The organism is Brevundimonas sp. EU05-FHT14B07 (assembly GCF_058790795.1).
Genome location: NZ_JBYTCZ010000003.1, coordinates 181550 through 203530 on the forward strand (window position 1 = coordinate 181550; position 21981 = coordinate 203530).

The window sequence follows — 21981 nt, forward strand, 5'->3', positions numbered from 1 at the left end:
CCGACGAATCGGAACGGGCCGTGAACATTTGTCGATGTTCTGTAAGTGTTCCTTGCTAATGTCAACTTAACGGCGAGGCTTGCCGCCGCGTGTCGGCTCAGACCGCCAGCAACTGACGGGTCGCCGCCTCGACATCGGCCTGCCGCATCAGGCTCTCGCCAACCAGGATCGCCTGGGCGTGCGCCGCCGAAACCCGCGCCACGTCGTCGGGCGTAAAGATGCCGCTCTCCGCAACCAGCAGAGCGCGCACCGGGCTGAGCATGGACAGCCGCTCCGTGGTTTCCAGATCGACCTCAAACGTGCGCAGCGAACGATTATTGACCCCCACCAGATCGCCACCAAGCGCACAAGCGCGCGCCATTTCTTCCTCGTCGTGGGTCTCTATGAGCGCATCCATGCCGAACCGTTCGGCTTCCGACAGCAGCTCGGCGGCCAACCGGTCATCGACCATGGCCAAGATGATCAGGATGCAGTCGGCGCCCAGGGCGCGGCTTTCGGCAACCTGCCAGGGATCGACGAGGAAATCCTTGCGCAGGCAGGGCAGGGCGACGGCCTCGCGGGCCTGGCCCAGATAGGCGTCGTCGCCTTGGAAGCTGGGGCCATCGGTCAGCACCGACAGACAGGCCGCGCCGCCGGCCTCATAGGCGCGGGCCAGGGCCGGCGGATTGAAGTCGGGACGGATCAGACCCTTGGATGGACTGGCCTTCTTGATCTCGGCGATCAGGGCGGGACGACCGGTTTCTTCTTCGGCGCGCTCCAAGGCGGCGCGAAAGCCGCGCGGGGCCGATGCGGCGCGGGCCAGGGCTTCGACGGCGTCCTGTGAGGTCGCCGCCTTGCGGGCAGCGACGTCCTCGCGCTTGTAGGCGGCGATACGGTCCAGAACGTCGGTCATGCGGGCTCTTCGCTTTCCAGCGGCGTGGAGGTGATGCGGGCCAGGCAATCCAACGCTTCGGCGGCTCGACCGTCGTCAATGGCGGCAGCGGCGAGCGCGGCGCCGTCGGCCAGATCGGCCGCGCGATCGGACACAACGAGGGCGGCGGCGGCGTTCAGAAGCACGATGTCGCGGTAGGGGCCGGCCGCGCCGGCCAGAAGCGCGCGCAGGGCGACGGCATTCTCCTCGGCGTCGCCGCCGCGAATGTCTGCGATAGAGGCGCGCGGCAGGCCGGCGTCCTCGGGCGTGACCTGGAAGCGACGAACCGCGCCGTCCTTCCATTCGGCGACGTCCGTGGGGCCGGAAGTCGCCAGTTCGTCCAAGCCTTGGCCGTGAACGGTCCAGGCGCGTGTGGCGCCGAGCCGGCCCAGCACCTCGGCCAGCGGCTCCAGCAGGCGCGGGTCATAGACGCCCATAATCTGTCGCCTTGCAGACGCCGGGTTCGAAAGCGGTCCCAACAGGTTGAAGACGGTGCGAAAACCGATTTCGGCTCGCACCGGCCCGACGTGACGCATCGCCCCATGATAGGCGGGCGCGAACAGGAAGCAGATACCGGCCTCGTCCAACGCCTTCTTCTGCTGCGCCTGCGACGCCATCAGGTTCACGCCTAGGATCGACAAGACGTCGGAAGAGCCTGATTTCGATGACATTGCGCGGTTGCCATGCTTGGCGACCTTCAGACCGGCGCCGGCCAGAACCAGGGCTGCGGCGGTCGAGATATTGTAGGTGTGCTGACCGTCGCCCCCGGTGCCGCAGGTGTCGATCACCTCATAGGGATGATCCAGCGTCAGGGCGGCTTCACGCATCGCGCCCGCGAAGGCGGCGATTTCGTCCACGGTCTCGCCGCGCATCCGCATGGCGGTGACGGCGGCGGCGACTTGCGACGGGGTCGGCTCGCCGCGCAGGCAGGCGGCGAAGAAGTCGTGCGCCTGCTGGGACGTCAGGGGATGGCCCTCGACCAGTCGGGCGAGGATCGGCTTGAACCCGTCGCCCATGGTCAGGCGGCCGCGAGGCGCTTTACGCCGGCGATCTCAAGGAAGTTGGCCAGCATGTCGTGACCGTGCTCGGTGGCGATGGATTCCGGGTGGAACTGCACGCCGTGGATCGGACGGGTGCGATGCTGCAGGCCCATGATCTCGCCGTCGGCGGTCCAGGCGGTGACCTTCAGGCAATCGGGCAGGGTTTCGCGCTTTACCGCCAGCGAGTGATAGCGTGTGGCGGTGAAGGGCGAGGGCAGGCCGGCGAAGACGCTCTGGCCTTCATGAAGGATCGGCGAGGTTTTGCCGTGCATCAGGGTCTTGGCGCGGATGACGTCGCCGCCGAAGGCCTGGCCGATGGCCTGATGACCCAGGCACACGCCCAGGATCGGCATGGACTCTGGCGCGGTCGTGATCAACGGCAGGCAGATGCCGGCCTGATCGGGCGCGCACGGGCCGGGCGACAGCAGAACGGCGGCGGGGTTCAGCGCCCACGCCTCGTCCACCGACAGGTCGTCGTTGCGCACCACATGCGTCGGCGCGCCCAACTCCGCGAGGTAGTGGACGAGATTGTAGGTGAAGCTGTCGTAGTTATCGACGACGAGGATCATGGTTTGGCTTCTAGGCGTGACGGGCGTCCGCGCCAAGCGGGCGCGGCCTTAAAGCGCATTTTAACTCGACGGGACTAGTACTCGGCGAGTGAAACTCGCCGCTGAAAAAGACATCGCCGCCAAGATCGCCGCCGCCAAGGCGAAGCTGGTCGTGGTCGAAACCAGGCCCAACCCCGTCGCCGCGCTTGGCGCAGCCGCGCTCGCGGCCACCGCAGCGATTTTGATGGCCGGCGTCGTCATCATCGGCCCCGGCGTGCAGTTCAACGACCCGGCGATGACAATTTCGCGCTAGCGATTGCCGGTGCGAAAGCGCCAGGCGTCTTCCGCCGCCCGCATCGGCGCCCGCGCCTTGTGCTGGGTCTCGGCATATTCGGCCGCAGGATCGCTGTCGGCGACGACGCCGGCCCCGGCCTGAACGAAGATCCGATCGTCGGCGAAAAGGGCGGTGCGCAGGGTGATGCAGATGTCCGCCTCGCCGCCAGCCGAAATATAGCCGACGCCGCCGCCGTATCCGACGCCGCGCTTTTCGCTTTCCAGTTCGTCGATGATCTCCATCGCGCGCACCTTGGGCGCGCCCGACAGTGTCCCGGCTGGCAGAGCGGCTAGCAGCGTGTCCACCGCATCCAGCCTGGGGTCAGCCTTGCCCCGCACGTTGGAGACGATGTGCATGACCTGGCTGTAGCGCTCGACGACGAAGCTCTCGGTGACCTCGACCGTGCCAGGCGCCGCGACGCGGCCCACATCGTTGCGGCCAAGGTCCAGCAGCATCAGGTGCTCGGCCAGCTCTTTCGGATCAGCCAGCAGTTCGACTTCCAGCGCCTTGTCCGCCTCTGGCGTCGCGCCACGCATGCGGGTGCCGGCCAGCGGCCGGATCGTGACCTCGCCGTCCTTCACCCGAACCAGAATCTCGGGGCTGGAGCCGGCGAGCTGGAAGCCTTCGAAGTTCAGATAGAACAGATAGGGCGACGGGTTCTGGCGACGCAGCGAGCGATAGAAGGCGAACGGATCGTCCGTCCACGGCGCCGAAAAGCGGTGGCTGAGGACGACCTGGAAAATGTCGCCGGCGCCGATGTAGTCCTTGGCCCTGGCGACCATCTCGCCGAAGGCCGGCTCGTCCACCGGCGAGGTGAAGACGGGAGCCGGCGTTTGCTGCGGGGCGGCGCGGACGGGCAGGGGGGCGCGCAAGGCCGTCTCGAACGCGTCCAGCCGCGCCGTCGCGGCGTCGAACGCCTTTTGCGGGGAGATTCCGGCGTCTGGATAGGCGGCCGACACCAGAATGATCTCGTGACGGACCGAATCGAAGATGGCCACCAGCGACGGCCGGGTCAGCACGGCGTCGGGCAGATCAAGCGGATCAGGATTCGGCGCGCCCAGCGGCTCCAGCAGTCGCACCATGTCGTAGCCGAAGACGCCGAACAGGCCGGCAGCCATCGGCGGCAATCCCTCCGGCAGATCGAACTTCGACGCCGTGATCAGTGCGCGCAGGGATTGCAGCGCCGGCAGGGGGTCGGCCGTGAACCGACCTTCGCCTATGGCTGAGCCGCGCGACAGTTCCGCCGCGTTGGATCGACAACGCCAGACCACATCGGGATCCAGTGTCAGGATGGAGTAGCGACCCTTGACCGCGCCACCCTCGACCGATTCCAGCAGACAGGCGTACGGCCGGTCGCGTCCCAGCTTCAGATAGGCCGAGACCGGGGTTTCCAGGTCGTCGATGACCCGCCGAACCAGAACCTGCGGCCGACCGGCCGAAAGGCCGGCGGCGAAGGCGTCGAACGTGACGTCGCGCGAAGCGTCGTCGGTCATTGCGCCGGTGCGGCGGGCGTTGCGCCACCCGACAGACCCAAGGCCGACAGCGCCTGGGCCGGGTCGTTCTTGGCCTTGGAGCGCTGGGCGCCCGCCGAGACCGACGATTCGACCATCGCCTGCACCAACTCCTGGGTCAGGCGCGGGCGGACCTGCTCGGCCAGTGGTCCGGCCACGGCCGGACTGGCGGCGCGGACGTTGTCGACGCGGCCGACCACATAGGCAGTCTGCGACGCCGGCTGTGAGAAGGCCTGGCCCTTGGATTGGCCGAACAGACCCTGAAGCACGCCCTGACCCAGGGCTTCCTGGGTTTGCTGATTGCGGATGACGCCGGTGCGCACGGTCAGCGGCGCATTGACCGAGCGGGCGACTGCGGCGATGTCCTCGCCATTGCGCACGCGGGTCGTCAGTTCTTCAGCCTTGGCCGACAGGCGACGCATGGTCTCACGCTGGATCCATTGGGCGGCCAGGGGCTCGCGAACCTCGGCCAGGGTCGGCAGGGCCGACGGGCGGATGTCGTTGACGCGCACGGCGAAATACTGGCCCTGACCGGCGTCGATGACGTCGCTTTCGCCGCCCTTGGTCAGGCTCCAGGCCGTCTCGAAGATTTGCGGGGGGGCGTTCAGCGCCTGACCGTTCGGCAGTTTGCCGTCCTTGGTGAAGGGCGGCAGATCGACGACGCGACCGCCGGCTTCACGCGCCGCGTCAGCCAGATTCTTGCCGGCGGTGCGGGCGGCTTCGTACTTCTCGACCTTGGCGTAGGTCTGGGTCTTCACGTCCTCGGCGCGCAGTTCCTGAATCAGTTCCTCGCGAGCGCTGTCAAGCGTTGCGGGCGCAGCGGGTTGAACCGCCGTGACCTTGGCGACGGCGAAGCCGACACCGGCCTGGACCGGATTGGACACTTGGTTGGCTTGCAGGCCGAAGACGGCGGCTGCGGTCGCCGCGTCGCCGATGGCGGAGCGAGGGGTCTCGTTGAAGGCGGCCGGGGTGATGTTGTTGGCGCGACCGACGTCGGCGGGCGATTGGCCCGCGCGCAGAGCGGCGGCGATCTTCTGGGCCGTCTCGCGGTTCGGCGCGGTCAGGGTGACGAAGGAGCGCGTCTCGGGCTTGCTCAGCGTGTCCTTCTTGAACTCGAAGCGCTCGCGGATGCGGTCTTCCGAGATCGGCGCATTGGCCGAAGCCTCAGGCGTGAACAGAACCACCGACACCATGCGGAACTCGGGCGCGCGCAGGCGGTCGGCGTTCTCCTGGATGAAGGCGTTCAACTGGGCGTCGGTCGGGGCGGGGATCTGACCGGCCATCGCGGGGGTCACCTCGAACCAACGACCGTCGCGGCTTTCGAAGGCGGAACCGGCTAGCAGCGCGCCATAGATGCGCGGCACGCGGGCGCCGGCGAAGACGGCGGCGCCGAAATGCTCCGTCGCGTACTGATCGCGCAGGTCCTGCTCCAGCATGGCGGGGGTCAGGTTCTGTTGCGCCAGAGCCGCCTCATAGGCCTGCTGGTCGAACTGGCCGGTGACCGAGTTGAAGAAGGCCGGGATCTGGCGGATTTGCTTGACGATCAGTTCCTTGCCCGGGCGGATGCCCGCCTTGTAGGCCCAGTTCAGGAAACCCAGCTGTTGCGTCTGCTCGGTCAGGAAACGGACGTGGATGTTTTCTGCAACCAGCTCTTGGTTCGTCAGGGGACGGCCGACCTGCTGCTGCAACCGTTCACGCACCTGATCGAAGGCGGTGCGGAACTCGACTTCGTTCATCGAGCGGTCGCCCGCGTCGATGACGTGTTTCGGTCCAAGGTTGGAGAAGACGTCCATCCGCGCGCCGACGATCACGAAGCTGATCGCGATCAGGACAAGTAGGGCGGCCGCCCATTTGGATCGAGAGAAGGCGCGGAAGGCGGTGAGCATTCGAAAACCCGGGACTGGCCGATATTGGCGTCAATCGTCGCGTATAGTCGGGGCGGGGCCGCCGCTGCAAGGATGGCTTCGTGTCCGGATTGCGGCGGCGCCTCTTGGCTTGGCGGTTTTCGCCTTCTAGACAGGCGGCCATGAAACAATCCGTGAAGATGATCGTCGGCAATTGGAAGATGAACGGCGTCTCGGCCGCCTTGGCGCAGGCTGAGGCGATCAGGGACGCCGTCGGAACGACGGAGCAGGGATGCCGTGTGGTGCTATGCCCGCCGGCGACGCTGATCTCGCGTATGCAGTCCGCGCTGGCAGGCAGCGGCGTGGGCGTGGGCGGTCAGGATTGCCATGAGAAGCCCGCCGGCGCCTTCACCGGCTCGGTGTCGGCCGAAATGCTGCTCGACGCCGGCGCGACCGTGGTGATTCTGGGGCATTCCGAACGCCGCTCGGCTTTCGGCGAGACTGATGCGGACGTCGCCGCCAAGGTCGAGGCCGCCATCGCTGCCGGACTGGAGCCCATCGTGTGCGTCGGTGAAACCTTGCAGCAGCGGGAAGCGGGCGACGCCATCGCCGTGGTGTCGGGCCAGGTCGCGGGCTCGCTGCCGTCCAGCTTGGCCGAGCGCGACTTCGCGGTGGCTTATGAACCCGTCTGGGCCATCGGGACGGGCCTGACCCCGACGCTGGATCAGATCGCCGAGGTGCATGCCGCCGTGCGCGCCTCCATCGTCGAAAAGCTGGGAGAGGGCGCTCGCACCGCGCCCATTTTGTATGGCGGTTCGGTCAAACCGGAGAATGCGCGCGACATTCTGGCTACGCCGGAAGTCGGCGGCGCCCTGGTCGGCGGCGCGTCCTTGAAGGCCGAGGACTTCATGCCGATCGTCAACGCCGCCGCGTGACGTTTGCCCCTGGCGCGCTTCGATGATAGAGGCCGCCGCTTGATCGGCGCATATCCGCGCCCACATGAATGACGCCATGCTCCAGACCATCCTGCTCGTCGCCATCATCATCGTCGCCATCGCGCTGACGGGCATCGTCCTGCTTCAGAAGTCCGAGGGCGGCGCCCTGGGCATGGGCGGCGGTCCGTCGGGCTTCATGACCGCACGCGGGGCAGGCAATCTTCTGACCGTCACCACCTGGTGGCTTGCGGCCGCGCTGTTCGCCCTGACGATCATTCTGACCGTCGTCGGCAATATGGATCGCGCCTCGGTGTCCGGCATCGACGCCGACGCTGTGGGTTCGTTGGCCACGACGCCGCAGACCCAAACGCAACAGCCCGCCCAGCAACAGCCCGCTACGCCCGCCAAACCGGCGACGCCGTCGCTGGATGATCTGGAAGCCAGCCTGCCGTCGGCCTCCACCGCTCCGGCGCCGGCCCAACAGCCCGCTCAGTAAGGCTCAGACAAAGACCCGAGTTTCCGAAAGCGCGCCGCAGGGCGCGCTTTCTTCTTTTGATCAACAGTTCGATTCGACGGCGGCATGACCGAGCCGCGAATCATGGAGTAAGGTGTCCCCCCATGGCTCGCTATGTGTTCATCACCGGCGGCGTGGTTTCCTCGCTAGGAAAAGGCCTCGCCTCCGCCGCTCTCGGCGCTCTTTTGCAGGCGCGCGGCTACAAGGTCCGCCTGCGCAAGCTCGACCCCTATCTGAACGTCGATCCGGGCACGATGAGCCCGTATCAGCACGGCGAGGTCTTCGTGACCGACGACGGCGCCGAGACCGACCTGGACCTGGGCCACTACGAGCGGTTTACCGGCGTGTCGGCCGCCAAGTCCGACAACATCACCACGGGCCGAATCTATTCGACCATCTTGGAGAAGGAGCGGCGCGGCGACTATCTGGGGGCTACGGTCCAAGTCATTCCGCACGTCACCGACCAGATCAAATCCTTCTGCCTGACGCCTGCCTTCACTGATGACGGCGATGACGTCGATTTCGTCCTCGTGGAGATCGGCGGCACGGTCGGGGACATCGAGGGCCTGCCCTTCTTTGAGGCCATCCGCCAACTGGGTCAGGACTTGCCGCGCGGTCAGTCGTGCTTCGTCCACCTGACCCTGCTGCCGTTCATCAAGACGGCCGGCGAGATGAAGACCAAGCCGACCCAGCATTCGGTCAAGGAGCTGCGCTCCATCGGCATTCAGCCGGACATCCTGCTGTGCCGCTGCGAGCAGCCGATCCCGGCCGAGGAAAAGCGCAAGATCGGCCAGTTCTGCAACGTGCGCGAAAGCGGCGTCATCCAGGCGATGGACTCCGCCGACATCTATGCCGTGCCGCTGGACTATCACCGCGAGGGTCTGGACCGCGAAGTCCTGGCGCACTTCGGCATAAACGACGCGCCCGAGCCGGATCTGACCGGCTGGCAAGAGATCGCGCGTCGCCGCCTGCAGCCCGATGGCGAGGTCACCATCGCCGTGGTCGGGAAATACACCGTCCTCAAGGACGCCTATAAGTCCCTGATCGAGGCGCTTCACCACGGCGGCGTGGCCAACAACGTCAAGGTCAACATCGACTGGGTCGAGGCCGACACCTTCGAAGGCGACCCTGAGGCCTGCGAAGAACGGCTGCAGGGCGCCCACGCCGTCCTAGTGCCGGGCGGCTTCGGCGAGCGCGGCTCGGAAGGCAAGATCGAGGCGGCCCGCTTCGCCCGCGAACGCAACATCCCTTATTTCGGCATCTGCTTCGGCATGCAGATGGCGGTGATCGAGGCGGCGCGGAACCTGGCTGGCTATCCCAAGGCCTCGTCCACCGAGTTCGGCCCGACCGCCGAGCCGGTCGTCGGCCTGATGACCGAATGGACCCAGGGCAACCAACGCGTCCTGCGTCAGCAGGGCGGCGACCTGGGCGGCACCATGCGGCTCGGCGCCTATGATTCGACCTTGTCGGCGGGATCTAAGATCGCTGAGATCTACGGCTCGACCGCGATCAGCGAGCGTCACCGCCATCGCTACGAGGTCAACATCAACTATCGCGAGGCAATCGAGCAGAAGGGCGGGCTGGTCTTCGCCGGTCTCTCGCCTGACGGCGTCCTGCCCGAGACGGTTGAACGCAAGGACCACCCCTGGTTCATCGGCGTTCAGTATCATCCCGAGCTGAAGAGCCGTCCGTTCGCGCCGCACCCCCTGTTCGCCAGCTTCATCGGCGCGGCGGTGGTGCAAAGCCGGCTGGTCTGACGGAACGCGGTTCTCACAGACTCCATCGGGTCCGCGTTTTGCAGTAGACTGTCCGGAACGGATCGAATTGGCACGATCCGAATGCGGCGGGACCGTCGATGATCGGCGAGTTGCTTTATCACCTGCACCGGCACGTGCGCCTGGTGCTGATCGCCGGAGCGCTGATGCTCGTGCTCGGCGTGGTCCTGGTCGGCTATGAAGCGCTGCGGCTTCTGGACCAGCCGCCGGCCCGCCCGGCCGAAGCCGGACAGGCCTTGAGCTAGATCAGTCGATCTTCAGCCGCACGAAGAGCATCGCCCCGTCGGGATCGCCGCCGTACAGCGCCTCCAACGCCGTCGGCACGCGATTCATGGCATAGAGACCGCCGAGGCCGAACCGGACGTGTTCGGTGATCCGCCAGTCGCGGACCACGCCGACCGACGCCTTGCCCACCGTATAGAGCGGGCCGTGACCGCCGCTGACGCCGGGAACCAGTTCATCCGTCTCGATCCGTTCGGCGCGGGCGAAGACCGTCCAGCGGTCGTTCGGATGGATCGCCGTTTCCAGCAACCAGCCGTCCTTCGATTCACCGTGGTCGTTGGTCTTTCGGCCCCAGGCCAGGGTCGAGGACCACCAGCCGTCATCGCCCAGACGGCGGGTGTGGATGGCGCTGGCCGACCATTTCGTTTCGTCCTCGTCGGGCTCCAGCTGTTCCGGCGCGGAGACATCGGCGTAGGACGCCTGCAGCGACCAGTTGCCGGTCGGGTTCCAAGCAGCCCGCACCGACCAACTATCCAGCCGTGGCGAATCGATGCCCCATCGCTCCTCGTCCGGCTCGCGTCCCTTGAAGGCCGAGGTCTCGATCTTGAAGCGGTCGTGCGCCCAGCCCAAGGTGGTCACGCCGAAGACGATATGGGTCGAATCCAGCCAGTGGTGGGTGATCGGCGCCTCGGGACTGTCCATCGCGCTCATGCGGTGCATGAAGGCGGGCGGGCCGAAGGCGGGCTCGCCCGGCAGGCCGATATAGCCATAGACGCTGTCCTTGTCGGAAAGGCGCTTCGAATAGCTGGCCGACAGCTCCATGAACAGATCGTGCGGATGCTGTCGATCGACCAGTGGATTGACCCCGTCCGCCGTCTCGCCCGCCGCCAGAAGCAGCGGATAGCCGGACTTGCCCATCAGGGGGTCGGGGCTGAGCATCGCGCGTAGGTTCAGCGTCGAACCGTCGTCGAAGTCACGGCGCGCCGAGGTCATCAACATGCCGGCGACGAAGGTCTTGTCGCCGCCGCGCGGCCCAGACTGGCTGTCATAGACCAGGTTCAGCATGGCGTGGGTCATCACCATCCAGTCGCCACGGACGGTGTGGACGCCGCCGTGCTCGCCCGCATCGGGTTGCCAACCGGTGCCTGAGGCGTCGCGGCTCATGGGCCAGGGGCCATACGGGCTGGTCATCGTGTGACCCATGCTGGCGTGATCGGTCATCGGGTCGGCCGATGACATGGCCATGTCGTGACCCGCGTGCGGATTGCCGGCTGGCGTGGTCGGCGGCGCGTGGTGCGAATGATCCTGCGCCGCCGCGGCCTGAGCCAGGGCGAGCAGGGAAGCGCCGGCGCAGGCGCCGACGAGAATACGGATAGCCATTCGAGGCCTCCTCTGATGATCGTGACGGAGTGCGCCCTGCGAGAGGCGCGAGGTGTGTCAGACGATCAGGAGGCGGGGTGGTCCGGGTTCGGGCGACAGCAGTTGCCCGACTGGCAAGGCGGCCGGAACCGCAGCGATGCGCGAGGGCGAAGGAGCCGGGCCGGATAGGGGCGCAGGATCCAGCGTGGGTGTCGCTACGCAGGCGACGCAGCAGATCATCGCCTTCATGGCCTTGGGCGCATGGTTCGGGGTCTGGTCGGGCGAAGACTGGCCTGTCTCATGGCCCGTCTCATGGCAAGGCGCGGCGGCTGCCGGCGACGCCGAGGCGCCGACAGCGCCGAGCGCCAGCACCGAGAGGGCGCCGATCAACAGCAACAGGGATTGAACGATCTTCACGGCGTCACGATAGGCGTCGGGTGATGACGTCGCAATGCGTCAGCGCAGCGGCTTCTTGTCGACAAGGGACAGGCCCGGCGCGTCGGGCGCTGTCGCGCCGCCGTCGCCCAGCGCCCGCTGCATGAACACCACGTCGCGCCAGTCGTCATGCTTCCATCCGGCCGCTTTGAAGACGCCGGCGTCGGTGAAGCCCCGCGTGCGGTGCAGCGCGATTGAGCCGACGTTCTCCGCATCACCGATGACCGCGACCATCTGACGAAGACCCATCACTTCGCTGCGGACGATCAACGCATCGAGCAGAGCGCCCGCGACGCCGCGTCCCCTGGCCCAGGGCGCGACGTAGATGGAGTCCTCGACCATGTAGCGATAGGCCTGACGGGTGCGGAAAGGCCCGGCGTAGGCGTATCCGGCGACCGCGCCGTCGATCTCTACCACAAGGCGAGGCAGGCCGAGCGCCTCGACGGCGGCGAGCCTTGCGGCCATCTCGGTCTCGTCAGGCGCCTCTAGCTCGAAGGTGCCGCGCCCATTGGCGACGCTTTCGGCATAGATGGCCGTGATCGCCGCAATGTCGTCGGGACCGGCGTCGCGAACCATCAGTCCGCTCACGCGTGCTTCCACCCCTTATCGATGGCCCAGACGGCGAAGGCGTAGTCGTGGGCGACTTCTTTCAGATAGTCGAAGCGCCCGGCAGCGCCGCCGTGACCGGCCTCCATGTTGATCTTCAACAGCACGGGCTTGCCCGAGGTGGTGGCGGGTCGCAGCTTGGCGACCCACTTCTCCGGCTCCCAGTAGGTGACGCGCGGATCGGACAGGCCGCCCGTCGCCAGCACCGCCGGATAGGCCTTGGCCTCGACCTGATCGTAGGGGCTGTAGCTCATCATGTAATCGTAGGCGGCCGGGTCCTCGATCGGATTGCCCCACTCGGGCCATTCGGGCGGCGTCAGCGGCAGGGAGGTGTCCGACATGGTGTTGATCACGTCCACGAACGGCACCTGACCGATGATCCCGGCCCACAGGTCGGGCCGCATATTGTTGACCGCCCCCATCAGCAGACCGCCGGCCGATCCGCCCTGAGCGACGATGTTTCCAGCCGTCGCGTACTTCTTGTCGATCAGGTGTTCGGCGGAAGCGATGAAGTCGGTGAAGGTGTTCTTCTTCGTCATCTTCCGGGCGTCCAGGAACCAGCCCCAGCCCTTGTCGGACCCGCCCCGAATGTGGGCGATGGCGTATATCCAGCCGCGATCCACCAGCGACAGCCGGTTGGTCGAGAAGCTGGCCGGCATGGGGATGCCGTAGGAGCCGTATCCGTAGAGCAGCAGGGGCGCCGAACCATCGACTGGCGTCGATTTGCGACGCAGCACCGTGACCGGCACCAACTGGCCGTCCGAAGCAGGCGCGTTCAGCCTCTCGACCACATAGTCTTCAATGTTGTGACCGGACGGAATCTGCTGCGTCTTGCGCAGGGTCCGCTCTCGAGACGCCATGTCGTAGTCGAACGTCTGCGTCGGCGTCGACGGCGAGTTGTAGGTATATCGGGTGGTCGTCGTCTCGTATTCGGAGGCGCCGGCCAGCGACAGGGCGAAGGCCGGTTCGTCCACCGCGATCTCATGCTCGGCGCCGGCCCGGTCGCGGATGATGATGCGCGTATTGGCGTCTGCACGTTCCTGACGCGCCAGATGGGCGTTGGTCAGGTCCAGACCTTCGATGAAGCGGCCCGGCGTGTGCGGCACCAGATCGGTCCAGTTCGCCTTGGCCGGCGTCGCGGTCGGAGCCTGGACGATCTTGAAATCGATGGCCTCGTCCGCATTCGTGCGGATCACCCAGCGGTCGCCCCAGTGATCGACGTCATAGCGGGTCGCCACCACGCGCTGCTCCAGCACGACGGGTTCGGCCGTCGGAGATGCTGCGGGGATATAGCGCGCTTCCGACGTTTCCTGGTTCTGAATGCCGATAACGATGAACTGGTCGTCGGCGGTGCGGCCCACGCCGATGAACATGCCGTCGTCGGCTTCCTCATAGACCAGGGTGGTCTTGCCGCCGCGCGCCGGGCGACGGAAGATCTTGTCCGGACGGCCGTTGTCGTCGCGGTTGGTCCAGAAGATCCACTGGCTGTCCGGCGAGAAAACGAAGTCGCCGGTGGCGCTGTCGATCACCTCGGGCAGGACCTCGCCGGTCGCCAGATCCTTGACGTAGATCTTGTGCACCTCGGAACCCTGGGCGTCCTCGGCATAGGCGAACAGCGTATGATCCGGGCTGTGGCTCGCAGCCGACACTTCCGAATAGGCCTTGCCCTTGGCCAGTTCGTTGGCGTCCAGCAGCAGCTGAGGCGTGGGGGCCATGACGAAATTCTTCGTCACCGGCTGACCGTCGACCATCCACGTGCCCTGACGCTCGACGCGCATGTAGCGGGGGTGCTGATCGCCGGTCTGGTATTCGACATAGTAGTTCCAGCCGCCGTCCGGCGCGGGAACCGAGCTGTCGTCTTCCTTGATGCGACCGCGCATCTCGGCAAACATCGTCTCCTGCAAGGGCAGGGTGGAGGCCATCATGGCCTCGCGGTAGGCGTTCTCGGCGGTCAGGTGTTCCTTGACCTCGGCCTTGATCAGGGTCGGATCGCGCAGGACCGCCTGCCAATTGTCGTCCTTCATCCACTGATAGTCGTCGGTCCGGGTGCGGCCCAGTTGTTCGATGACGACAGGGATTTTCTTGGCGACGGGCGGCTGAGGCATGGGGGATCCGGTGGACTGACGGGCGAGCGCGGGGGAGGCCGAGACGGCGAGGGCGGTCGCCGCCGTGGACATGATCAGTTGCCGACGATTCATCGGACGCTCCCTGCTTGTTTGAAGGGCGGACCTTGAAGGTCCGGCCCCCTCTACGTCAAACGGAGAAACGCCGAGCCGATCATCCGGCCAGCGCGTCCACCGTCATCCGCCGCAGCAGGTCGCCGCCCTGACCCACGGCAGCCAGTCGGCTGGAGACGTGGCCCAGCACATTGGCGGCATAGACTTCGTAGAGGTCCAGCTTGCCCTGCAGCCAAACCGCATCGCCGTCGTTGGCGTCCAGCTTCGCCTTGGCGGCAAGCGCGCCTTTGGCCAGCATCCAGCCGCCGGTCACATCGCCCAGCAGTTTCAGATAGGCGTCGGCCGCCGCCAGCACATCGGCCGCCGCGTTCGGATCGGCCTTCTGATCCAGCAGCCACAGGGTCGCATCCTCGACGGCCTCGATGGCGGTGGCGAACCGTTCAACGGGCTTGCCGCTGTAGAGCTTTCCGAGATCGACCAGCGTCGCCTTCATGTCCGCGATCAGCGCCTTGGCCGCATCGCCGCCGTCCATTGACAGTTTGCGACCGACCAGATCCATGGCTTGAATGCCGTTGGTGCCTTCGTAGATCGGGGCGATGCGGGCGTCGCGATAGTATTGCGCCGCGCCGGTCTCCTCGATGAAGCCCATGCCGCCGTGGATTTGGACGCCCATCGAGGCGACCTCGCAGCCGATATCGGTGGACCAGGCTTTGGCGATCGGGGTGAACAGGTCTTCGCGTCCCTTCCAATGGCGGCGTTCCTCTTCGGTCCCGGCGTGGCGGGCCAGATCGGCGGCGACGCCGGTCGACAGGCACACGGCGCGCGCCGCCGAAATCTTGGTCTTCATGACGCTGAGCATGCGGCGCACGTCGGGATGGTCAAAGATCGGGGCGTTGACCTCGCCGGTCCAGACCGAGCGACCCTGACGGCGGTCCAAGGCATAGGCGAGGGCGTGCTGATAGGCGCGTTCGGCGATGCCGACGCCCTCGACGCCGACGGCCAGGCGCGCCGCGTTCATCATAACGAACATATGGGCCAGGCCCTGATTCGGCTGACCGACCAGTTCGGCGGTCGCCCCCTCATAGCTCATGACGCAGGTCGGCGAGGCGTGGATGCCCAGCTTGTGCTCGACGCCGACCGGGCGGAAGGCGTTGCGGTCGCCGAGCGTACCGTCTTCCTTCACCGCAAACTTCGACGCCAGGAACAGGCTGATGCCCTTTGGCCCCTTGGGCGCGTCCGGCAGGCGGGCCAGCACCAGATGCACGATATTGTCGGTCGCGTCGTGGTCGCCCCAGGTGATGTAGATTTTCTGCCCGTTCAGCGCATAGGTCCCGTCGCCGTTCGGCGTCGCCGTGGTGATCAGCGAACCCAGGTCCGATCCGGCGCCCGGCTCAGTCAGCACCATGGCGCCGGTCCATTCGCCGCTGACCAGTTTTGTCAGATATTTGGCCTTCTGCTCATCCGTCCCGACCTGCTCCAGCGCCTCGATCGAGGCCAGCGACAGCATGGGGCACAGGCCGAACGCCATGTTGGCGGCATGGACGGTCTCATAGGCCGCCAGTTCCAGCGCCTTGGGCAGGGCCTGTCCGCCGGCTTCGGTCGAGGCCGACAGCCCGGTCCAGCCGCCGGCCGCGAACTGGCGATAGGCGTCGGCGAAGCCAGGCGCGGCGGTGACGGCGCCGTTGGCGTAGGTCGAGCCCTTCTGATCCCCAATCCGGTTTAGCGGCGCCAGCACCTCTTCGGAGAACTGTCCCGCCGCCTCCAGAACGGCGCCGGCGACATCGGCGTCATAGTCGGGAAAGGCGCCGGTCGCCGCCACGTCGGCCATGCCGGCGACGGATTCCAGAGTGAAGGCCAGGTCTCGAACGGGCGCGCGATAGGTCATGGGTTTCCTCAATCGTCTTTGCGGCCTAAGTGCCGCGTCGGGGCTTGTCGCTGCAAGCGTCTTGGCGACGCGCCCCGTCTCAGTGCAAAGTGGCTGAATGCATGGTGACGCCGTGCCGTCGCGGAAGGGAAGACATGGGCGAGCCCCGCAATCGATATTCGGTCGTTTCCCTGCTGATGCATTGGGGCATCGCCGCCGCCGTTCTGGCGCAGGTGCTGCTGATCACGGCGCATGAGAATACGGAAGGGCCGATTTCGGGCCAGTTCGTCATGCTGCACAAGTCGCTGGGTCTGACGATACTGGTGCTGACCCTTGCGCGGATCGGATGGCGTCTGGCGCATCCGGCGATTCCTTTGCCGTCGGCCTTGCCGCGCTGGCAGAAGGTGGCGGCGCGCGCGACGCACGTCCTGTTCTATCTGGCTCTGATCGTCATTCCGATGACCGGCTGGCTCGCATCATCGGCGGGCGGGCGCGTGATCGAGTGGTTCGGCCTCTTCTCCTGGCCCCTGCTGCCCGTCGGCGGCGGGCGTGAAGCGGCGCGCAGCCTGATGGGGCTGCACGAACTGGCGGTGAAGGGTATCTATGTCTTGATCGCCCTGCATGTGATCGCGGCGCTGAAGCATCAGTTCATTGATCGGGACAATGTGCTGCACCGGATGATCCCGATCATCCCGCGCAGACCGTGAGCCAAACGCCGCTGCAAGCCGCCCAGGCGCTGGCGAACGGCGATCTGATCCTGCTGCCGACCGAGACCGTTTATGGACTGGGCGCCGACGCAAGCAATGCCGAGGCGGTCGCCGCCATCTTCGCCGCGAAAGGGCGGCCGAAGTTCAATCCGCTGATTTCGCATGTTGTGGATGTCGATGCGGCGGCCAAGATTGGCGAGCTCGGCCCGCTCGGACTTGCCTTGGCGGACGCCTTCTGGCCCGGACCCTTCACCCTGATCACGCCAATCCTGGACATGCGCAGTGTCTGCGACTTGGCGCGCGCCGGATTGGACAGCGTCGCGATCCGCGTTCCGGCGCATCCGGTAGCGAGGGAAGTGTTGGCGGCGTTTGGCGGCCCGGTCGTGGCCCCCTCGGCCAATCGTTCCGGCCGACCGAGCCCGACGACCTTCACAGATGCTGTCGAGGAGACGGGCTTTGCAGTCTCAGCGGCTGTCGATGGCGGGCCTTGTCAGGTCGGTCTGGAAAGCACGGTCGTTTCGGTGCTGGGGGGACGGGTCGCCCTGCTGCGTCCAGGCGCCATCACCCGATCCGAGATCGAGGCGGTCGTCGGTCCCATTGAAGAGGGCGTAGAGGGGCATCGTTCGCCCGGGCGACTGACCCTGCACTATGCACCGGATGCTCCGGTTCGCATCGAGGCCGGCGCTGCGCGGGACGGCGAGATCCTGCTCGGCTTTGGCCCTGACGCCGGTGAGCCGCGCTGGAGTCTGAGCCCGTCGGGCGACCTGCGCGAAGCCGCCGCCAATCTGTTCCGACTGCTGCGCGAGGCCGACCGCACACGGCCGACGGGTATCGCCGTGTCGCCGATCCCGACGACAGGACTGGGTGAAGCCATCAACGACCGTCTGCGCCGCGCCGCAGGCTTCGTCGGTTAGCCGAAGCGGGCCTGAAGATCGACGCTGGACTGGCGTCCGACGCTGCCCAGGCACGCGTCCAGCCAATCGTCGGCGGCCGCGCGTCCCCGCGCCTTCAAGTCGTTGAGGAAACCCCATTCGGTGTTGAACTTGGATCGCAGCGACAGGTCCGAGAGCCAGCCGTCCGCCTCAATGGCGTGCAGTCGGACATGCCGATAAGGTCCGGCGCCGCCGCCTTTCAACTGCCCGTGTTCGATCAGTTCACCCGCCAGCGCGATGGCGCGCAGCTCGGCGACCAGCGGCGCGTTGAAGACGATCTCGTTCAGCCGATCGACGATATCGCCTGCGCTTTTCGGCGTCTCGTCGCGCACCATCGGATTGAGTGTGATCAACAGCACGTCGTCCGGCGTGTCGTCTCCGGTCAACGGCCACAGCGGCGGATTGGTCAGATAGCCGCCGTCCCAATAGGGCTCCCCGTCGATCTCCACGGCTTGAAACAGATGGGGCAGGCACGCCGACGCCATCAGGACATCGGCGTTGATCTCGTTCGTCTGGAAGATGCGCGCCTTCGCCTGGCGTACCGCGGTGGCGGCGATGAAAAGCCGGATGTCCGAGGCCTGAACGGCGCCGAAATCGACCGAGGCCTGCAAAACCCGTTTCAGAGGATTATGGTTCAGCGGATTGAATTCATACGGACTCATTGACATCGCCAGCGTCTCGCCCGCGCGCCAGAATGGGTTGTCCTTGATCCAGTCGGGCGTCCGCGTCGCAGTCCAGATCGCGCTGTCGCCGAAGACGTTGCGACCGCCGGACTGGTTGACCTCTCGCCAGAGCTTGTCCAACGCGGCGCGGCCATCTCCTGACGCCAGGCCTGAAACCAAGGCCGTGCCGTTCATCGCTCCCGCTGAGACGCCGGACACCGCTCGAATATCAAGCCGATCGTCTTCCAACAGACGATCCAGTACGCCCCATTGGAAGGCGCCGTGTGCGCCGCCGCCCTGAAGCGCAAGGCAGATGGGCCGTCGGGCAGGAGCGGCGGGAACTGAGCCCGCCGCCTCGGCGGTCTTGCGCTTGAAAATCGCCATGACCGCCGCCTTCCTTTGCTACTGCGCGGTCCAGCCGCCGTCGATGGAGAAGCTGGCCCCGTTGGCCGAGGCGCCGAGGTCGCTGACCAGGTAAAGGAAGATGCCGGTCAACTCCTCCGTCGTGACGAACCGCTTTGTCGGCTGGGCCGCCAGGATCACGTCCGTCAGCACCTGCTCCTCGGTCATGTTTCTCGTACGGGCCTGATCCGCGATCTGCTTGGTCACGATCGGCGTCTCGACAAAGCCGGGGCAGATGGCGTTGCAGGTGATGTTGTCGCGCGCCAGTTCCAGCGCTGCGGTCTTGGTGAAGCCGATGACGCCGTGCTTTGCCGCGACATAGGCGGACTTGAACGGACTGGCCACCAGACCGTGCGCAGAGGCCATGTTGATGATCCGGCCGCGCCCCTGCGCCTTCATGATCGGGATCGCCGCGCGCGTGGCGTAAAAGGCCGACGACAGGTTGATGGCGATGATCTTCTCCCACTGGTCGGTGGGGAAGTTCTCGACGGATTCGACGTGCTGGATGCCGGCGTTGTTGACCAGAATGTCCAGGCGTCCCAGTTCGCGTTCAGCGAAGGCGATCATGTCGGCGATTTCGTCACCGCGCGTCATGTCCGCCGGATGATAGAGGACGCGAACGCCAGATGAGGCCTCCAGATCGGCGCGAGTGCGCTCGATCTCCGCCGGGTTGCCCAAGCCGTTTAGAACGACTTCACCACCGCCTGCCGCCACGGCCCGCGCCAGAGCCAGTCCGATGCCGGAGGTCGAGCCCGTAATGACCGCGACCTGCCCTTTCAGATCGCCGATACCGCGTGCCGCCCGACTGTCAGCGCCCGTGGAGTCCTTAGGCTCTTGCGACATGAATCCGCCCCTTCGTTTGTTTTGGCGAGATTAGCGGGAGGTCGATGTCGGGATCAAGAATTTCCCGATCTGATGAATATCCACTCGGCGTCGGTCGAGGCGGCCTTGTCGAACGCATAACCGTCGCGGTCGAAAGCCTTCAGGTCGGCGACCCGTTCCACGCGTTCGTCGATCGCGAACCGCGCCATCGCCCCGCGCGCCTTCTTGGCGAAGAAGGAGATGATACGGCTCTCGCCATTCTTCTCTTCCCGGAACTGGGGCGTGACGACAGGCAGTTTCAGAGCCTTTGCATCGACGGCCCCGAAATATTCCTGGCTGGCCAGGTTTACCAGCGTCGGATCCGGCTGGCCTTCGGCGTCTTCGTTCAGTTGTTTAGAAATCCGGTCGCCCCAGAAGTCGTACAGGCTGGCTCCGCGACGCGTCTTCAGCCGCGTGCCCATCTCCAGCCGATAGGGCTGAATCCGGTCCAACGGACGCAGCAGGCCGTAAAAGCCGGACAGAATGCGCAAATGATCCTGCGCGAACGCCAAGGCGTCGGCGTCCAGTTCGCGCGCTCTCAAGCCCTCATACACATCGCCGGCAAAGGCGAAGGCCGCCTGAACGCCCTCTGTGGATTCTGGATCGAATGCCTTGAAGCGCGAGGCGTTCAGGGTCGCCAGATTGTCCGAAATCCCCATCAGCCGACGCAGATCCGCCTTGGTCTGGCGCTTGGCGGTTTTGGACAGGCTGGCGGTGTCTTCGACGAACCGGCGGTCGCTGCCGGGAATAGCCCCATCGGCTTCGGTGAAATCGAGGCGCTTGGCCGGGGAAAGAACAATCAGCAAGACGCGGCTCCGTAATGTCGCCGCCCACATAGGATGCTTCGATGACGATTTGAACCGGCTGCGGCGAAGCGGCGATTAGGGTCGCTAGAACAAAACGGCTGGGTTCATGATCCGCTTGGGATCGATGGCGCGGCGGATGGCGGCCATGGTTTCGATCTCGAGCAGGGACTTGTAGCGTTTGACCTCTTCGGTTTTCAGCCGGCCAAGACCATGCTCGGCCGAGATGGAGCCGTCATAGGTTCCGACAACGTCGTGAACGACTTGCGACCCTTCTTTCCAGCGGCCGATGAAGGCAGGGATGTCCTGACCGACGCCCGGCAGAATGTCGTAGTGCAGATTGCCGTCGCCGACATGGCCGAAGACCGAGATGCGGGCGCCGGGATGGAAGCGTTCGACGGCGACTGAGGCCTCGTCGATGAATTCGGCGATGCGGCTGATCGGGACGGAGACGTCGTGTTTCCAGCCGCCGCCTTCGGGCTTCAGCGCCGCCGAATGCTCCTCGCGCAGGCGCCAGAAGGCGGCGCGCTGGGCGTCATTCTGGGCGATGGTGGCGTCAGTGATCAGGCCTTGCTCGAAAGCGACCTCCAGCAATGCCTCGATCTGGGCCTCGGCGCCGCCGGGCGTACCGGAGGCGACCTCGATCAGGACATACCACTCGGGCGTCGAGTCCAGCGGCTCGCGGGTGTCGGGGATGTTCTTGAGGACCAGTTCCATCCCGAGGCGCTTCATCAGTTCGAAGGCCTCGACCCCGCCGCCCGTCTCGGCCTTAGCGCGTGCGAGCAGTTCGACGGAGGCGGCGGCGGTTTCCAGGCCGACCACCGCGACGGCGCGCGAGCGCATGATGGGGAAGAGTTTCAGGGTGGCGGCGGTCACGACGCCCAATGTGCCCTCGGCGCCGATCAGCAGCTGTTTCAGGTCGTAGCCGGTGTTGTCCTTGCGCAGACGCTTCAGGCCCCGGAAGATTTCGCCGTTGGGCATGACCGCTTCAAGGCCCAGCACCAAGTCGCGCATCATGCCGTAGCGCAACACCTGGGTGCCGCCGGCGTTGGTGGAGATGACGCCGCCGATGGTTGCCGAGCCTTCAGCCGCCAGGCTGAGCGGGAAGTAGCGACCGGCCGCCGTCGCCGCTCGCTGCGCCTCAAGCAGGGTCAGGCCGGCCTCGACCGTCATGGCGTCGTCGAGCGGGGTCACATCGCGGACGGCGCGCATCTTGCGGGTCGACAGCAGGACCTCGCCGAAGGGGATCTGGCCGCCGACCAAGCCGGTGCCGCCGCCTTGGGACGTAATGGCGACGCCCTCACGAGCGCAGATCGTCACCGCGCGCGCGACCTCTTCCGTCGAACGCGGGGTCAACAGGATCGGCGTATTGCCGGTCCAGCGATTGCGCCATTCGGTCAGCGACGGGGCGATGACATCAGGATCCTGGGTCCAGCCGCCCGGACCCAGCGCGGCCTTCAGTTCGTCGAGCACGGCGGCGGAGGGGGCGGGCGTCTGCATGCCCCCTTTTGTCAGGCGTTGTCTTGCGTTGGAAGGGCCG

Annotated in this window: 21 protein-coding genes; 7 read left to right on the top strand and 14 right to left on the bottom strand. The window is 66.2% G+C overall.

Going from position 1 to position 21981, the window contains the following annotated elements; translation table 11 throughout:
- Positions 1–97: 97 nt before the first annotated feature.
- From trpC to AC3WRC_RS08765, 3 genes are read right to left on the bottom strand one after another with little or no spacing between them, the layout of a single operon-like run.
- Entirely contained in the window at positions 98–892 is a 795-nt protein-coding gene (gene trpC, locus AC3WRC_RS08755) for an indole-3-glycerol phosphate synthase TrpC (protein ID WP_492303582.1), read from the bottom strand.
- Positions 889–1926 carry an anthranilate phosphoribosyltransferase gene (gene trpD / locus AC3WRC_RS08760; protein WP_492303583.1) on the bottom strand — a complete coding sequence of 346 codons (1038 nt, stop codon included), beginning with the start codon at positions 1924–1926 and terminating at the stop codon, positions 889–891. The genes trpC and trpD overlap by 4 nt, the downstream gene beginning before the upstream one ends.
- 2 nt (positions 1927–1928) lie before the next feature.
- Positions 1929–2519, bottom strand: coding sequence for an anthranilate synthase component II (locus AC3WRC_RS08765; RefSeq protein WP_492303584.1), 591 nt, complete (start codon positions 2517–2519; stop codon positions 1929–1931).
- Positions 2520–2607: 88 nt separating this feature from the next.
- Here AC3WRC_RS08765 and AC3WRC_RS08770 point away from each other — a divergent pair, with 88 nt between their 5' ends.
- Positions 2608–2811 carry a peptidoglycan-binding protein gene (locus tag AC3WRC_RS08770; RefSeq protein ID WP_492303585.1) on the top strand — a complete coding sequence of 68 codons (204 nt, stop codon included), beginning with the start codon at positions 2608–2610 and terminating at the stop codon, positions 2809–2811.
- Here AC3WRC_RS08770 and trpE read toward each other — a convergent pair.
- Both trpE and AC3WRC_RS08780 read right to left on the bottom strand, forming a co-directional pair.
- Complete coding sequence (gene trpE / locus AC3WRC_RS08775) at positions 2808–4325, bottom strand: anthranilate synthase component I (protein ID WP_492303586.1); 1518 nt, start codon at positions 4323–4325, stop codon at positions 2808–2810. The two genes, AC3WRC_RS08770 and trpE, sit on opposite strands and share 4 nt — an antisense overlap.
- Positions 4322–6229 (bottom strand): peptidylprolyl isomerase, encoded by a 1908-nt coding sequence (locus AC3WRC_RS08780; protein ID WP_492303587.1) that lies wholly within the window; start codon positions 6227–6229, stop codon positions 4322–4324. Before AC3WRC_RS08780 ends, trpE begins: the two co-directional genes overlap by 4 nt.
- A gap of 140 nt (positions 6230–6369) precedes the next feature.
- Here AC3WRC_RS08780 and tpiA point away from each other — a divergent pair, with 140 nt between their 5' ends.
- The 4 genes from tpiA to AC3WRC_RS08800 all read left to right on the top strand — a co-directional run bounded on the left by tpiA (position 6370) and on the right by AC3WRC_RS08800 (position 9656).
- Positions 6370–7122 carry a triose-phosphate isomerase gene (tpiA, locus tag AC3WRC_RS08785; protein WP_492303588.1) on the top strand — a complete coding sequence of 251 codons (753 nt, stop codon included), beginning with the start codon at positions 6370–6372 and terminating at the stop codon, positions 7120–7122.
- A 64-nt stretch (positions 7123–7186) separates the two neighbouring features.
- Positions 7187–7618: a preprotein translocase subunit SecG gene (gene secG, locus AC3WRC_RS08790; RefSeq protein ID WP_112862061.1), complete on the top strand. Its 432-nt coding sequence runs from the start codon at positions 7187–7189 to the stop codon at positions 7616–7618.
- 122 nt (positions 7619–7740) lie between these two features.
- Entirely contained in the window at positions 7741–9393 is a 1653-nt protein-coding gene (gene pyrG / locus AC3WRC_RS08795; protein ID WP_492303589.1) for a CTP synthase, read from the top strand.
- Between the two features lie 98 nt (positions 9394–9491).
- Complete coding sequence (locus tag AC3WRC_RS08800; RefSeq protein WP_165116665.1) at positions 9492–9656, top strand: hypothetical protein; 165 nt, start codon at positions 9492–9494, stop codon at positions 9654–9656.
- A gap of 1 nt (position 9657) precedes the next feature.
- Here AC3WRC_RS08800 and AC3WRC_RS08805 read toward each other — a convergent pair whose 3' ends face one another.
- The 5 genes from AC3WRC_RS08805 to AC3WRC_RS08825 form a co-directional block, all read right to left on the bottom strand.
- Entirely contained in the window at positions 9658–11013 is a 1356-nt protein-coding gene (locus AC3WRC_RS08805) for a hypothetical protein (RefSeq protein WP_492303590.1), read from the bottom strand.
- A 57-nt stretch (positions 11014–11070) separates the two neighbouring features.
- Positions 11071–11409, bottom strand: a complete 339-nt coding sequence (locus AC3WRC_RS08810) for a hypothetical protein (protein ID WP_370451852.1) — start codon at positions 11407–11409, stop codon at positions 11071–11073.
- Between the two features lie 39 nt (positions 11410–11448).
- Positions 11449–12003: a GNAT family N-acetyltransferase gene (locus AC3WRC_RS08815; protein WP_492303791.1), complete on the bottom strand. Its 555-nt coding sequence runs from the start codon at positions 12001–12003 to the stop codon at positions 11449–11451.
- Between the two features lie 8 nt (positions 12004–12011).
- A complete protein-coding gene (locus AC3WRC_RS08820) occupies positions 12012–14231 on the bottom strand; it encodes a S9 family peptidase (protein ID WP_492303591.1) in 2220 nt (739 codons plus the stop codon).
- 79 nt (positions 14232–14310) lie between these two features.
- Positions 14311–16095, bottom strand: coding sequence for an acyl-CoA dehydrogenase (locus AC3WRC_RS08825; RefSeq protein WP_492303592.1), 1785 nt, complete (start codon positions 16093–16095; stop codon positions 14311–14313).
- Between the two features lie 134 nt (positions 16096–16229).
- Between AC3WRC_RS08825 and AC3WRC_RS08830 the strand changes: the two genes are divergently transcribed.
- The gene (locus tag AC3WRC_RS08830) at positions 16230–16781 is read left to right on the top strand and encodes a cytochrome b (RefSeq protein WP_284877543.1); all 552 of its coding nucleotides are present in this window, start codon (positions 16230–16232) and stop codon (positions 16779–16781) included.
- Positions 16778–17695 (top strand): L-threonylcarbamoyladenylate synthase, encoded by a 918-nt coding sequence (locus tag AC3WRC_RS08835; protein ID WP_492303593.1) that lies wholly within the window; start codon positions 16778–16780, stop codon positions 17693–17695. The genes AC3WRC_RS08830 and AC3WRC_RS08835 overlap by 4 nt, the downstream gene beginning before the upstream one ends.
- Here AC3WRC_RS08835 and AC3WRC_RS08840 read toward each other — a convergent pair.
- The 4 genes from AC3WRC_RS08840 to AC3WRC_RS08855 form a co-directional block, all read right to left on the bottom strand.
- Positions 17692–18759 (bottom strand): patatin-like phospholipase family protein, encoded by a 1068-nt coding sequence (locus AC3WRC_RS08840; RefSeq protein ID WP_492303594.1) that lies wholly within the window; start codon positions 18757–18759, stop codon positions 17692–17694. The two genes, AC3WRC_RS08835 and AC3WRC_RS08840, sit on opposite strands and share 4 nt — an antisense overlap.
- A gap of 18 nt (positions 18760–18777) precedes the next feature.
- Positions 18778–19620, bottom strand: coding sequence for a 3-hydroxybutyrate dehydrogenase (locus AC3WRC_RS08845; protein ID WP_492303595.1), 843 nt, complete (start codon positions 19618–19620; stop codon positions 18778–18780).
- Positions 19621–19673: 53 nt separating this feature from the next.
- Positions 19674–20444: a peroxide stress protein YaaA gene (gene yaaA, locus AC3WRC_RS08850; RefSeq protein WP_492303596.1), complete on the bottom strand. Its 771-nt coding sequence runs from the start codon at positions 20442–20444 to the stop codon at positions 19674–19676.
- 84 nt (positions 20445–20528) lie between these two features.
- The gene (locus AC3WRC_RS08855; protein WP_492303597.1) at positions 20529–21941 is read right to left on the bottom strand and encodes an FAD-binding oxidoreductase; all 1413 of its coding nucleotides are present in this window, start codon (positions 21939–21941) and stop codon (positions 20529–20531) included.
- Positions 21942–21981 lie beyond the last annotated feature (40 nt).

Bases quoted from the DNA above. Each gene is read 5' to 3' on its own strand.
- trpC (WP_492303582.1), bottom strand. From the start codon at position 892: ATGACCGACGTTCTGGACCGTATCGCCGCCTACAAGCGCGAGGACGTC.
- trpD (WP_492303583.1), bottom strand. From the start codon at position 1,926: ATGGGCGACGGGTTCAAGCCGATCCTCGCCCGACTGGTCGAGGGCCAT.
- AC3WRC_RS08765 (WP_492303584.1), bottom strand. From the start codon at position 2,519: ATGATCCTCGTCGTCGATAACTACGACAGCTTCACCTACAATCTCGTC.
- trpE (WP_492303586.1), bottom strand. From the start codon at position 4,325: ATGACCGACGACGCTTCGCGCGACGTCACGTTCGACGCCTTCGCCGCC.
- AC3WRC_RS08780 (WP_492303587.1), bottom strand. From the start codon at position 6,229: ATGCTCACCGCCTTCCGCGCCTTCTCTCGATCCAAATGGGCGGCCGCC.
- tpiA (WP_492303588.1), top strand. From the start codon at position 6,370: ATGAAACAATCCGTGAAGATGATCGTCGGCAATTGGAAGATGAACGGC.
- secG (WP_112862061.1), top strand. From the start codon at position 7,187: ATGAATGACGCCATGCTCCAGACCATCCTGCTCGTCGCCATCATCATC.
- pyrG (WP_492303589.1), top strand. From the start codon at position 7,741: ATGGCTCGCTATGTGTTCATCACCGGCGGCGTGGTTTCCTCGCTAGGA.
- AC3WRC_RS08800 (WP_165116665.1), top strand. From the start codon at position 9,492: ATGATCGGCGAGTTGCTTTATCACCTGCACCGGCACGTGCGCCTGGTG.
- AC3WRC_RS08805 (WP_492303590.1), bottom strand. From the start codon at position 11,013: ATGGCTATCCGTATTCTCGTCGGCGCCTGCGCCGGCGCTTCCCTGCTC.
- AC3WRC_RS08815 (WP_492303791.1), bottom strand. From the start codon at position 12,003: ATGGTTCGCGACGCCGGTCCCGACGACATTGCGGCGATCACGGCCATC.
- AC3WRC_RS08820 (WP_492303591.1), bottom strand. From the start codon at position 14,231: ATGAATCGTCGGCAACTGATCATGTCCACGGCGGCGACCGCCCTCGCC.
- AC3WRC_RS08825 (WP_492303592.1), bottom strand. From the start codon at position 16,095: ATGACCTATCGCGCGCCCGTTCGAGACCTGGCCTTCACTCTGGAATCC.
- AC3WRC_RS08830 (WP_284877543.1), top strand. From the start codon at position 16,230: ATGGGCGAGCCCCGCAATCGATATTCGGTCGTTTCCCTGCTGATGCAT.
- AC3WRC_RS08840 (WP_492303594.1), bottom strand. From the start codon at position 18,759: ATGGCGATTTTCAAGCGCAAGACCGCCGAGGCGGCGGGCTCAGTTCCC.
- AC3WRC_RS08845 (WP_492303595.1), bottom strand. From the start codon at position 19,620: ATGTCGCAAGAGCCTAAGGACTCCACGGGCGCTGACAGTCGGGCGGCA.
- AC3WRC_RS08855 (WP_492303597.1), bottom strand. From the start codon at position 21,941: ATGCAGACGCCCGCCCCCTCCGCCGCCGTGCTCGACGAACTGAAGGCC.